Raw genomic sequence first — 12954 nt, 5'->3', positions numbered from 1 at the left:
CTATGCTACGGCGGAAATGACGGAGCGACTGGCGGCATAGAAACCAACCCGATCCACCTTAGCCAAGCCGCCAAACTGTCTCACCAGGCGGGTCCACCTCTGACCATGCTGAAGGATCAGCTAGACGCCCTGACCGGGGTGAGTGTTTTCACTGAACAGATGAAAGCCCAACAAAAAGCGATGCGGGCTTTGGCGCTGCCGGATGTGTCCGCTTTTTCGGGCATAACTGCACTCGCAGACCAATTCAAAATCGAACAGGATGCATTCGCGCAGGCGCGAAACCTTGCTCTTGGGGGCCTGCCCGGTGGCTTTCTGAACGCAATCACTGGCTCCGCTACGGGTGCGGCATCCCGGTTTTTTCAGGACATGCGCGAACAGTCCAGCTTGATCAATCAGCACATGGACATGTTTGCGGATATGCGGCGGGCGCTAAAGGCTTCCAGTCTTTTCGATCTTACCAAGGCGGTGAACATCCCACGCTTTGGCTCAGCGATTGAGGCACTTGGCATCGGCCGTATGGGGTCCGCGATTGAGGCAGCGAACGCGGTGCACATGTTGGGGCTTACCCCGACCTTCCATGACGAATTCAGGTCGGTAGCGGCGGCGCTTGCGGATCAAGCGTCTGCGTTTGCGCGGGTGCGTGACCTCACCTCTGTTGCGGCTCTTAACTTTGATCTTGCGGGTAGCCTGGAAGCAATGCTCGCCCGCAGCCTTGCGGCACAGGAGGCGCTGCTTGAAGAACACAAGGGCGCGGCGGTTGACGCCAAAGCAGAGGCTGCCTTTCACCGCAGGGTCGCCACGATTCAGGTCATCATCAGCATCCTGACGTTCTTCCTGACCATCGCTTTGCAGCTTGAAGCGCGGCTTTCGGATGGGGACGCCGCCGTTCGGGCAAACACAGAAGCCTTGGTTAAAATGCGAAATTCGTTTGATGCGATGGCGGCGCAGCTAGAAGCCATGCAAGAAACTCGGGAAACTGAAACAGAACGCCAAGACGCGGCAGACGCCGAGATCGCGAGCATTCTGCGCGGTATCGCCAAGACGCTTTCTGATCAGGCGGAAGCGGAACCGGAAGCGGCAATGCAGGCACCTGAAACGCCCTCGCCTAACCGCGGTGACAGCGTGCAGTGATCCGATTGAACTGCGCCCTGTCCGATCATCGGCCCTGCCCGATCTTGGCTACGGGTCCTTCTTGGGGTGGGGGTGCGCTGGGCGGGGACGCCGACCCGCCAAGATCGCGCGATTTCAATTTTCAGGCAGCAAGATTGGCCCCAGCATTGCGAAAATCCTGCACAGGCTGACAAGTCGCGGTTCAGGGCACCCGCTGGGGTGGCACATGGAAAGGGACCCATGATCGCCCCCAGCCCAGCGCCTGCGCGTGACAGAAGATCGGTTGTGGTCTATCTTGTGGGCCGGTGAAACCGTGGCGGCAGAGCAACAGGGCGGGCAAATTGCGCAGAACCCATCTGAACTGCGGGTATACTCGCGGGTAGAAGTGCAACTTTTCCGTTTGATTTCAGAGGTTTACCGTAGCGGTACCCGCCTCCAAGTCTTTTCAAGAGCTTGCGTCTCTCTTGCTGTTGCAGGTGTCGTCTTGCGCGGTGGCGGAACGATGCCCTTTCACCCGCGAGCGCGCCTGCATTCAGCCGGGCGCCCAGGGACCGGAACGCAAAACGGCGGGCCTTGGCAGAGGAAGGGAACGCTCGCAGGCCCCGGATAGGCCGGGCCTGCGTGTCCCGGTATCGCCGCAAGCGGCAGGGGGCAGGGCGGGCGCACGGACGGCTTGGGGGAGGCCGTGCGCCCGCGCCGCGGTCAGAGCCGGCAGATCTCGGACCGCACCAGGAAGCGCCGCTCGCGCCCGTTGTCCAGGCTGAACATGCCGCCGCGGCCGGGCACCACGTCGATGATCAGGCGGGTGTGCTTCCAGGTTTCGTATTGGCTGGCCGAGATGTAGAAGGGCATGCCGCCGACCTCGCCCAGCTTCACGTCATGTTCGCCGATGCGGAAATCGCCCTGCGGATAGCACATCGGCGAAGACCCGTCGCAGCACCCCCCGGACTGGTGAAACAGCACCGGCCCGTGATCGGCGACGATCTCGGTCAGAAGCGCCAGCGCGGCCGGGGTGGCCTCGACCTGGCCAGGCCTCTCGGGATTGGCGACGGGCTTCATGCTCAGCCCGCCATGTCCAGCACCATGCGGCCCTCGATCTGGCCCTTGTGCATCTGGCCGAAGATGTCGTTGATGTCCTCGAGCTTCGCGCGATGCACGGTCGCCCTGACCTTGCCCTCGCCGGCGAAATCCAGCGATTCCTGCAGGTCCAGCCGGGTGCCGACGATCGAGCCGCGCACGGTGATGCCGTTCAGCACCATGCCGAAGATGTCCAGCGGGAAATCGCCCGGAGGCAGCCCGTTCAGCGCCACCGTGCCACCGCGGGCGACCATGCCGATGGCCTGCTCGAAGGCCTTGCGGCCGACGGCCGTGACCAGCACGCCCTGCGCGCCGCCGTCGGTCTGGCGCTTGATCGCGGCGGCCGGGTCGGGGTCGGTCGCGGCATTGACCGTCACCGTCGCGCCCAGCTTGCGCGCCAGCGCGAGCTTGTCGTCGTCGATGTCCACGGCCGCGACATTCATCCCCATGGCCTTGGCATATTGCACCGCCATATGGCCCAGCCCGCCGATGCCCGAGATCACCACCCAGTCGCCGGGCTTGGTGTCGGTGACCTTCAGCCCCTTGTAGACCGTGACGCCCGCGCAGAGCACCGGGGCGATGTCCACAAAATCGACGTTCTTCGGCAGGTGGCCGACATAGTTCGGATCGGCCACCACATATTCGGCAAAGCCGCCGTTCACCGAATAGCCGGTGTTGAGCTGGCTTTCGCACAGCGTCTCCCAGCCGCCCAGGCAATGCCGGCAATGGCCGCAGGCGGTGTAAAGCCAGGGCACGCCGACCCGGTCGCCCTCCTTGACGTGCTTCACCCCGGCGCCCACGGCCGAGACGAAGCCCACGCCCTCGTGGCCCGGAATGAAGGGCGGGTTCGGCTTGACCGGCCAGTCGCCCTCGGCGGCGTGCAGGTCGGTGTGGCAGACGCCGGATGCCTGGATTTTCACCTGGATCATGCCGGGTCCGGGCTCGGGGACCGGCACCTCGTCTATGGTCAGCGGCTTGCCGAATGCGCGCACGACGGCGGCTTTCATGGTCTTGGCCATGAGAGGGAACTCCTTGCAGTTGCTCTTGGGGGAGGAAAGGGGGAGGGAGGAAGGGTGCCGGGCGCGGGGTGACGCGCGCCCGGCCGTTCCCCTAGAAGAAGCCCAGCTTCTTCGGGGAATAGCTGACCAGCATGTTCTTGGTCTGCTGATAGTGGTCCAGCATCATCTTGTGCGTCTCGCGCCCGATGCCGGACTGCTTGTAGCCGCCGAAGGCCGCATGGGCCGGATAGGCGTGATAGCAATTGGTCCAGACCCGGCCGGCCTTGATGCCGCGGCCCATGCGGTAGCAGGTATTGGCATCGCGCGACCACACGCCGGCGCCAAGCCCGTAAAGCGTGTCGTTGGCGATCTCCAGCGCCTCGGCCTGATCCTTGAAGGTGGTGACCGAGACCACGGGGCCGAAGATTTCCTCCTGGAAGATCCGCATCTTGTTGTTGCCGCGGAAGATCGTCGGCTCGATGTAATAGCCGCCCGACAGCTCGCCGCCCAGATCGGCCGCCTTGCCGCCGGTCAGCACCTCGGCGCCCTCCTTCTTGCCGATGTCGAGATAGCTGAGGATCTTTTCCTTCTGCTCGCTCGACGCCTGCGCGCCGATCATGGTGTCGCTTTCGCGCGGGTCGCCCTGCTTGATCGCCTGCACGCGCTGGACGGCGCGCTCCATGAACTTGTCATAGATCGATTCCTGGATCAGCACGCGCGATGGGCAGGTGCAGACCTCGCCCTGGTTCAGCGCGAACATGGTAAAGCCCTCCAGCGCCTTGTCGAAGAAATCGTCGTCCTCGCGCGCCACGTCGGCAAAGAAGATGTTCGGGGACTTGCCGCCCAGCTCCAGCGTCACCGGGATCAGGTTCTCGGATGCGTATTGCATGATGAGGCGGCCGGTCGTCGTCTCGCCGGTAAAGGCGATCTTGGCGATCCGGTTGCTGGACGCCAGCGGCTTGCCGGCCTCGAGCCCGAAGCCGTTGACGATGTTCAGCACGCCCGGCGGCAGCAGGTCGCCGATCAGGTTGGCCCAGACCATGATGCCGGCCGGGGTCTGCTCGGCCGGTTTCAGCACCACGCAATTGCCGGCGGCAATCGCCGGGGCCAGCTTCCAGCAGGCCATCAGCAGCGGGAAGTTCCATGGGATGATCTGCCCCACCACGCCCAGCGGCTCGTGGAAGTGATAGGCGACGGTGTCGTCGTCGATCTGGCTGATCGAGCCTTCCTGCGCGCGCAGCACGCCGGCGAAATAGCGGAAATGGTCGATGGCCAGCGGCAGGTCGGCGGCCATGGTCTCGCGGATCGGCTTGCCGTTGTCCCAGGTCTCGGCGGTGGCGAGCAGTTCCAGGTTCTGCTCCATCCGGTCGGCGATCTTCAACATGATGTTGGCGCGCTCGGCCGGGCTGGTGGCGCCCCATTTGTCCTTGGCGGCATGGGCGGCGTCCAGCGCCAGTTCGATGTCGCCCGCCTCGGAACGCGCGATCTGGCCGATCTCGGCGCCGGTGATCGGGGTGGTGTTGGTGAAATACTTGCCCGAGATGGGCGCCACCCATTCGCCGCCGATGAAGTTGTCGTAGCGTTCCTCGAAGGGCAGCGCGTTCACGCCCCGGAAAGGATGCGTCTGGTCGTTCGGCATGATCTTCCTCCTGTCAGCCCGGCTCCTCCAGCCGGTTGCACAAGAGCCTGTGCCCTGAGACCCCCTGGGGTCAACGCGGGGCTTCGCGCCGCGGGGCCGATGTGTTTCAGGGGCGAGACAGTTTGCCGGGGTTTTCGTCGATGCCCAGCCGCGCCATGCGGCGGTAGAGCGTGGCGCGTCCCACCCCCAGCGCGCGGGCGGCGGCCGAGACATTGCCCTCGGCCCTGGCCAGCGCGCGAATCACGGCGGCGCGTTCGGCGCGCTCGAACCCGGTCGCCTCGTCCTGCCGGCCCAGCAGGTCCGAGGCCGGGCGCGGGCGCAATTGCCCCTCTTTCTCAAGGCCGAAGGCGCGGCGGGCGGCGCGATTGGCGCCGATGGCCAGATCGTCCTTATCCACCGCGATCAGCAGCGTGCCGTCCTCGGCCCCTTCGGCCTGCGGCGTGACGATGCGCGCGCCGGGGAAGGAGACGCGGAAGAAGGCCGCCTCGATGGCGCGGGCGCTATGCGCCACCTGCGCCGCGATCAGCGCGTTCAGCCGCTCGGTATGGTCGGCGCGGGCGGAACTGATGTCCAGCGCCGCGATCAGCCGCCCGTCCGGGCCCCAGATCGGCGCGTCCATGCAGGACAGCCCGGTGTTGCGGGCATAGAAATGCTCGTCGCGGTGGATGGTGACCTGCCGTCCCTCGGCCAGGCAGGTGCCGATGCCATTGGTGCCCTGCACCGCCTCGGACCAGTCCATGCCGCGCCACAGCCCCCAGCCGCGAAAAGTGGCGGCATCGCCCTGGCTGACGCGGTGTTCCAGCACGATGCCCTGGGCATCGGTCAGCAGCAGGTTGCAGCCGGTCGGGCAGACCAACTGGAACAGCTGGTCCAGCTGCGGCCGGGCGACGGCGATGAAACGGTCCATGCGCTCGACGCGCTCGGACAGCTCGCGCTCGGTCAGGCGGCGCGGCTCGGGCGGCCGGGCCGGGTCCAGCCCGTGCTTGAGCATCGAGCGGCGCCAGCTTGCCGCCAGCCGGGTGACGGCGCCGGGCGATTGCGAGGCCTGGACCACGCGATCCTCGTGGCGGGTTGTGCTGTGCGGTGCCGGGCGGGTCTCGGGCAAGGCGTCCTCCCCTTCCTTACGCGGTGGCGGGATTATTGCGCGGCGGGACGCGATCGGGCAAGCAATGCTTTCGTGAAGCGCCCGCGGCGAAACACCCCGGCCGTTTCGCGGCCGGGGTGCTTGCGGTTTTCAGGGCGTGACGGTGACGGCGCCGCTGTCCGACCAGGCGCGGAATTCGGGGCGATACATGTCCTCGACGCTGGCGGCAGGGTGGCGGAATTCGCCCGGCGTCACCGCGCGGACGATATAGGCCAGCCGGAAGCGTTCACCCGAGGTCCAGGTCAGCGCCGCGGCGAAACGGTCGGCGCGGAACTCGGTCATCTCGGCCGCGGTCTCGCCCTCCAGCCAGTCCAGCGCCGAGACGTCGCCGGCGCGCAAGAGGTTCGGGTTGTCGATCTCCCACCCGGCCGGCAGCGGATCGGCGATGACCAGCCGTCCGCCGCCCTCGGATTGCGGCGCGACCTCCAGCACCACCACCATGCGCGTGCCCTGCTGCAGTTGCGCCGCGTCCAGCGCCTCGCCCTGCATGCTGTAATAGCGCCGGGCGATGCCATAGCCCTTGCCGCCGGCCGCGACCGGGCCCGCGGGCTTGCCGGTCGCGGTCAGCGTCACTTCCAGCGCGCTTTCGCCGGTATTGGCGATGCTCGCATCCGCCGGCAGGCTTGCGACCGGCTGGGTCAGCGCCACGCCGTTCAGCGTTGCGGGCGGGGCCGCGCCGAACAGCGACTGCGCCGCCAGCACGGTCCAGACCGATTCCTGGGTGGACAGGCTGCGCCCGTCCTCCTCGGCCCGGGCGATGCGCTCGGCGATCTGGCTGGTCAGGTCGGTGGCGTCGACCGCCTGCGTCCTTGCCTCGGCCGCCAGCGCCAGCAGCGCCGTGGCGTCGCGCAGCCGGGTGCCGTAATCGGCGCGGAAGGCATAGGGCTCGGGCGCGCCCAGGTTCAGCAGGTTCCGCGCTTGCGTGAACAGGCGATCCGCCCGCTGCTGGTCGCCATAAGAGGCCAGCGCAGCCCCCAGATGGGCCGCGGCCATCGGGGTCGAGAAGGAGCCTGCGGCGGTATCGGCGTAATAGCGCAGATCGCCCACCGTCGCCGCCCGTTCCCGCGCCAGCACCGCCAGCGCATAGGCCAGCGCCGCGTTCTCCTCGGCCGAGGCGGCGGCGGGTTCGGTGGCGTAATTGGCGCGGTTGCGCAGGTTGTCGATGGCCATGCGGAAGCCGGTCTCGGGCACCTGATGGCCTGCCGCCCGTGCCCGCGACAGGAAGTCGGTGACATAGGCCTCCAGCCACAGGTCGCCCGAATCCGCCGACCAGAGGCCGAATCCGCCGTTCGAGCCCTGCCGGGTCAGGATCCGGGTGATCGCCTTGTCCACCTGCTTGGCCGCATCGCCGCCATCGACCCCTTCGGCGGCGGCCAGGCCGGGCAGGTAGATCAGCGGCATCGCGCCCGAGGCCAGCTGTTCGGTGCAGCCATAGGGATAGCGCGCCAGCCGCATCAGCGCGCCGGCCACGTCCAGCCGGGCATAGGGGCCAAGCGCCGCCGTCACCTCGGCGCCGGGCAGCAGGCCCTGCGTCAGGCTGGCGGGCACGGTCAGGCTTTGCCCCGGCTCGACCACCAGCCGGTCCTGGCGCTGGATGTCGGCCTCGTTCAGCGCCACCGGGATGGCGATGTCCTTGGTCAGCCCCGCGCCGTCCGGCGTGGTCAGGGTCAGACGCAGATTGGCCAGTCCCTCGGCATCGCCGGCGGTGACGGGCATCTGCACCTGCGCCTCGGCCTTCTCGGCCAGGGTCACGCTGTCCGTGGGCAGGCTGGTGGTCAGCGGCGCCTCGCCGCCGACCTGCTGGACCGAGAGCCGCATCTCGCCCGCCGGGCCCGAGGCATGGGTCAGCCGCAGCCCGACCTGCGCCCGGTCGCCCGGTGCGAGGAAGGCGGGCGCGGTCACGGTCATCACCACCGGGTCGCGCACCAGCACCGAGGCATCGGCCTGGCCCAGGCCCTTGGCGGACCAGACCACGGCCATCACCCGCACCTCGCCATTGAAATCGCCCACCGGCACCTCGACGGTGGCCGTGCCGTCCGCGCCCACGGTCAGCGGACCCGAGAACCAGCTCATCAGCTTTTCGGTCGGCGGCGGCGCCTCGGCATTGCCGGCAAGGCTGGCGTCGCCGCCTTCGCGCAGCGCGCCGTCCGGCGCTCCGGTCGGCAGGATCAGCCGCCCGTAAAGGTCGCGCAAGCCGACGCCCAGCCGGCGCTGGCCGAAGTAATGCTGCGAGGGGTTCGGCGGCTGGAAGCGGGTCAGGTTCAGGATGCCCTGGTCGACGGCGGCGACGGTGGCATGCACCGTCTCGCCCGCCGCGCCCTCGACCTTCAGCGTGACCGGGATGGTGCCGCGCGGCCGCGTCTCGGCCGGGGCCGCGATGCTGGCGGCAAGCCTGCGGTCGCCGGGATCGACGGCGGCATGGGCCAGACCCAGCGCCCGCACCGGCTGGCGGTCGCCGGGCCGCGCCTCGCCCAGCGGGCGGATGGCGCTGACGGTGACATAGACCCCGGCGCCCCAGTCGTCGGTCACCGGCAGGTCGACCTGGTTCTCGCCCGCCTTGAGCGCCACGGTCTGCATGGACACCAGACGGTTCGACAGCACCGAGACGAGGCCCAGCCCCTCGCTGGCGGCCTCGACCCGGACGCGGGCGACATCGCCGCTGCGATAGGCGGGCTTGTCCAGCACCACCTGCAAGCGGTCGGGCGTCTCGGTCCCCGAATTGGCGACCGCACCCCAGCCGGCATAGAACCGCACCGAGCTTTGCCCGCCCTGACCCGAGGCCGGCTCGGCCACCAGCTCATACTGGCCCCATTCGACCGGGGCGGCGATCTCGGCCGGGGCCTGGCCCGGCTCGGCCACGCCCTCGGTGATGCGGGTGCGGGTGGTGATCGCCTCCCAGTTCCATTGCCCGCCCAGCGAATACCATTGGTAATCGGTGTCGATGCGGTTCAGCACCCAGCGCAGCGGCTCGGCGGCCGGTTTCAGGTCCGGGCCGACCGCGACCAGCGCAAAGCGCGCGTCCGAGCCTTCGGACACGGTGTCGCCCTCGAACAGCGGGCGGATGCCGGCAACCGGCGCCTCGGGCATGACCACGCGCGTTTCGCTGCGCTCGACCGGGCGGCCGGCGCCTTCGCGGATGTCCAGCACCAGCTCGGCCCGAACCGGGCGGGGGCCGAGCCGGCCAGCCGGCGGCAGTTCGATCTGCGTCTGGTAATGGCCCTGCGGATCGGTGGTGCCCGGCGGCAGGCTGTCCGTCACCGGCGCGCTGTCGTCATCGTGCCGGCCGAAGACATAGCCGTCGAAGCCGGTCAGGCTGCGGGTCGGGGACAGGCGCAGCTGCCCCTCGACCGGCAGGTTCGCGGCCGGTGCGCCGAACAGCCAATGCGCGGCAAGGGACAGCTCCAGCGTGCCGCCGGCGCGGGCCGGGCCTTCGGGCAGGCGCGGGGTGAAGTCGATGCGCTCGGGCAGGAAATCCTCGACCAGCAGGCGCGCCGTGGCCAGCGCCGGGCCGTCCGCCTCGGTGCGCAGTTCCATCCGCCAGGTGCCGCGCGGGGCGTTGCCGGGGATCTGCCAGGCGACCACGCTGCCGCCGGCGCCGGCATCCTGCGCGGGCAGGCGCATCGCCTCGACCCCGTCGGGACGCAGGATCACCGCGGTCAGCGGCAGGTTCTCCAGCGCCCGGGCCTCGGCATTGCGGGCCAGCACCGTCGCGTTCACCGTCTCGCCGACGCGATAGGCGCCCCTGTCGGTGGTCAGGAACAGGTCGATGGGCGGGGCGGGCGGTTGGCCCTCGACCCCGCGGTCGGAAAGGTCGAATTCCGGGTCCGAGAGCGACAGGAAGGCCATGTCCCGGGGGCTGCGCTCGGCGCCCTCGCCCTGCCAGTCGGTCACCGTGACCAGCGCCGGGGCGGCGCCGTCCTTGCCCATGGCGAGGCCAGGCGCGAAATGCGCGATGCCCTCGGCATCGGTCGCGGCCTTGGCCAGCACCTCGTTCGAGCGGCTGACCAGCGCCACCTCGGCCCCCGGCTTGGCCGAGGTATCGGCCAGGCTGCGCACCGCGACGGTCAGCCCGTCCGTGCCCGAGAAGGTGGAGATCCCGAAATCCGAGATCACGAACCATTGCGTCGCCAGCCCGGTGTCCTGGACGTTCTCGTTCTCGATCCCGGCCTCGGCGATATAGATGCCGGGCTCCAGCGGGCCGGCCTCGGCGGGGATGGCAAGGCTGGTGGTCAGCTCCTGGTTCAGGCTGTTCTGCCCCATCGGTTTCGCCACCTGCGCCGTGCCCCTCCAGACCTCGCGCGCCATGCGGTCGCTGAAATAATCGGCCCGCCAGCTGTCCAGCGGCGTGGCGAACATGTCCTCGGCCATGGCGCGGATCAGGTTGCGGTCGGAAATCCGCAAGAGCCGCAGGTTGATCGTATCGGCATTGACCGTGACCATGGACAGCCGCTGGTCGCCCGAGGCGGGCAGCACATAGGCGCGGCCGGGGAAGCGCACCGAGGGGGCGCGGTCGCGGACATAGCCCTTGACCGTCACGTCGCGGGCCAGCACCTCGCCGTCGGCGGCGGGCAGGCCGGCGCGCAGGGTCAGTTCCACCTCCTGGCCATGGGCCAGGCCGGCGACGCAAAGCCGCTGGCCATCGGCCTCGACGGTCAGGTCGCGGCCGGGCAGGCGCAGGAATTGCGCGTAATCGGTGCCCGAGGACAGTTCGCGCGACATCACCGCGCAGAAGCGCGGCATCCTGCCTTCGGATTCGACCTGGGTGTCGGTGACGCGCAAGCCGTTGCGGGCCTGCGATTCCTCCAGCGCCTGGGCGATGGCATTGTCGCCGGGCGACAGCCGCGCCGCCAGCCGCAAGGCTGCCAGCGCGTCGCGGCCGCGGTCCAGCCGCTCCCATGCCATGGCAAGCCAGGACAGCGCGCGGGCGGCCACCGCGTCCTCGGCCCCGCGCAGATAGCCGTTGATCGCCATCGAAGCGATGGCGTTCGACGCCTCGCGGTCGTTCTGGTCGCTGGTATAGAGCGTCAGCCGGGCCAGATTGGTCCAGTCCTCGGCCCGGTCGAAGCGTGCGGCCTCGGCGGCGAGGATGCGGGCGGCCAGCACCAGCTCGCCCGTGTTCTCGGCATCCTGTGCGCTGCCCTGCGGGTAATCCGCGCCCAAGGGCGGGTGCAGGGCGGGAAAGCTGCGGGCCAGCGATCGCGCGGCGGCCAGATCCTGCGCGGCGAGGAAGGGCGCGGCACCGGCGCGGGATTCGGCGCGTAGCCGCTCTTCGGCCGTCGAGGCGACGACATGGCCCGACAGCGCGCCGGCAAAGGGCGCCGCGGCCCCTGCGCCCTCGCCCTTGGGGAAACAGGCGCGGGACCGCTGGTTATAGGTCAGCGCGCGGCAGTCGTCATTGCCAAGGCACGCCTGCACGCAGGCTTGCAAGGTGGTGTCGAAGATCGGCCCCAGGTCGCCGCCCGGCAGGTCGGTATCGGCTTGCAAAGACAGCCGCCGCTCGGGCAGCGGCGCATCCTGTGCCAGAGCCGCGCCGGTGACGAGAAGCCCGCTCAGGGCTGCCGCGATGAAACCGTGCCAGATGGGACGTGCCATGACCTTCCTCCTTCCGCGCTCGGCATAGTTGTGGCACCGGCGCGCGGGCGAGGCAATCTATTCCCATTCCAGCTCGGCATAGGCCGCGGCGGCGTTGCGCGCCGTGGTGTCGCGGAAATCGGCCCAGCCTTCCGAGACGGGCTGCATCGCCGCGACGATGGCCGGGATCGCCTGCGACAGCGGCAGGCCGGCGCCGATCGCCTTGCGCGTGGCGTCGCGCAGCGCGGTCAGATATTGCCGCACGGGTGCCACCGCCTCGTCCCAGCTTTCCGCGACCGGGCCATGGCCGGGCACGATCAGCGCCGGCTCGGGGTCGGGCGGCGCGGCGATCCAGTCGAGCCAGCCCGCCAGCGAGCCGTCGAGCGAGGGCGTCAGGCCAATAAACACCAGATCGCCGGTGAACAGCGTGGCGGTTTTCTCGTCCAGCACGGTCATGTCGGTGCCGGTATGGGCGGCCGGCACCGGCGTCAGCCGCAGCTGCCGGTCGCCCAGCGACAGCACCTGCGGCGCCGCGACGGCCTGGTCGATGCCGACGATCCTGGTGCCGGCAAAGGCGGCATCGCCGATCTGGCGCGGGGTCGAGACCATCCAGCTTTCCGCGCGCCGCGCCACTGCCTCGGGCAGGCGGGCATCGGCGACGATGCTGGCGCCGGCCTCGGAGAACACCTCGGCGCCCAGGATGTGGTCGGGGTGCATATGGGTCAGGACCAGGTGGCTGACCGGCTTGTCGGTCGCTTGCCGGATCGCGGCGTAAAGCGCCTCGCCCTCGGCGCGGCTGCCGCCGGCGTCGATCACCGCCACCGTCTCGGCGCCGATGACAAAGGACAGGTTGGCGATCCGCCCGCGATTCTGCCTTGAGATCTGCGCCATGGCGCCCTGGTGCACATGGATGCCCGCCGCCACCTCCTGCACGCTCAGGGCCGGCAGTTCGGCGGTCTCGACGCAGCGCGGCCTGCCGCCGGTCAGTTCGGGATGCCGCGCCAGCCAGTCGCGGGCGATGGGGGCGGCGCGCGCCTCGCAATCCTCGCGCGTGGGCGCGTCGCCGGCAGGCAGCAGGCGGGGCTGGCAGGTGGCGGGCTGGGCCGCCAGGCAGGCGGCAAGGACCAGATGGAACATCCGCTTTCCTTTCGCGGCGCAAGGCTAACACAAGCCCGCGACCCGTGCCATCTACGACCTTTGGCGTGTTGACTGGCGGCCCGGTCGGCTTAGCATCGACAGAAGCCGCATCCCGCGGTTGTCTTGAGAAGGAGGACTCATGGCCTGGACCAAACCCGCGCCGAAGGAAATTGCCTGCGGCATGGAAATCAACATGTATGCCCCGGCCGAGGACGAGCCGGTCCTGTTCTAGCCCGCCGGCGATATTCCCCGGCCCGGTCCCCGGCTGACGGGGGCCG

Annotated in this window: 8 protein-coding genes; 2 read left to right on the top strand and 6 right to left on the bottom strand. The window is 69.2% G+C overall.

Going from position 1 to position 12954, the window contains the following annotated elements; translation table 11 throughout:
- Positions 1–1131 (top strand): hypothetical protein (locus ACDP63_RS12790; protein WP_409928102.1); only part of this gene is annotated, 1131 nt, incomplete at its 5' end.
- 681 nt (positions 1132–1812) lie between these two features.
- Here ACDP63_RS12790 and ACDP63_RS12785 read toward each other — a convergent pair.
- From ACDP63_RS12785 to ACDP63_RS12760, 6 genes are all read right to left on the bottom strand, one after another.
- Entirely contained in the window at positions 1813–2169 is a 357-nt protein-coding gene (locus ACDP63_RS12785) for a DUF779 domain-containing protein (protein ID WP_024843513.1), read from the bottom strand.
- Positions 2170–2171: 2 nt separating this feature from the next.
- Positions 2172–3206, bottom strand: a complete 1035-nt coding sequence (adhP, locus tag ACDP63_RS12780) for an alcohol dehydrogenase AdhP (protein ID WP_024843514.1) — start codon at positions 3204–3206, stop codon at positions 2172–2174.
- A gap of 91 nt (positions 3207–3297) precedes the next feature.
- Positions 3298–4824, bottom strand: a complete 1527-nt coding sequence (gene adh / locus ACDP63_RS12775; protein ID WP_024843515.1) for an aldehyde dehydrogenase — start codon at positions 4822–4824, stop codon at positions 3298–3300.
- Between the two features lie 106 nt (positions 4825–4930).
- Positions 4931–5929 (bottom strand): helix-turn-helix domain-containing protein, encoded by a 999-nt coding sequence (locus ACDP63_RS12770; RefSeq protein WP_024843516.1) that lies wholly within the window; start codon positions 5927–5929, stop codon positions 4931–4933.
- 129 nt (positions 5930–6058) lie between these two features.
- Entirely contained in the window at positions 6059–11560 is a 5502-nt protein-coding gene (locus ACDP63_RS12765; RefSeq protein WP_024843517.1) for an alpha-2-macroglobulin family protein, read from the bottom strand.
- A gap of 57 nt (positions 11561–11617) precedes the next feature.
- A complete protein-coding gene (locus tag ACDP63_RS12760) occupies positions 11618–12676 on the bottom strand; it encodes a quinoprotein relay system zinc metallohydrolase 2 (RefSeq protein WP_024843518.1) in 1059 nt (352 codons plus the stop codon).
- Positions 12677–12815: 139 nt separating this feature from the next.
- Here ACDP63_RS12760 and pqqA point away from each other — a divergent pair, with 139 nt between their 5' ends.
- Positions 12816–12908, top strand: a complete 93-nt coding sequence (pqqA, locus tag ACDP63_RS12755; RefSeq protein ID WP_024843519.1) for a pyrroloquinoline quinone precursor peptide PqqA — start codon at positions 12816–12818, stop codon at positions 12906–12908.
- The last annotated feature ends 46 nt before the right edge of the window (positions 12909–12954 follow it).

Origin of the sequence: Paracoccus sp. P2 (genome assembly GCF_046335115.1) — a bacterium.
Classification (GTDB): domain Bacteria; phylum Pseudomonadota; class Alphaproteobacteria; order Rhodobacterales; family Rhodobacteraceae; genus Paracoccus; species Paracoccus pantotrophus.
This window is presented reverse-complemented; position numbering and strand designations above follow the sequence as displayed.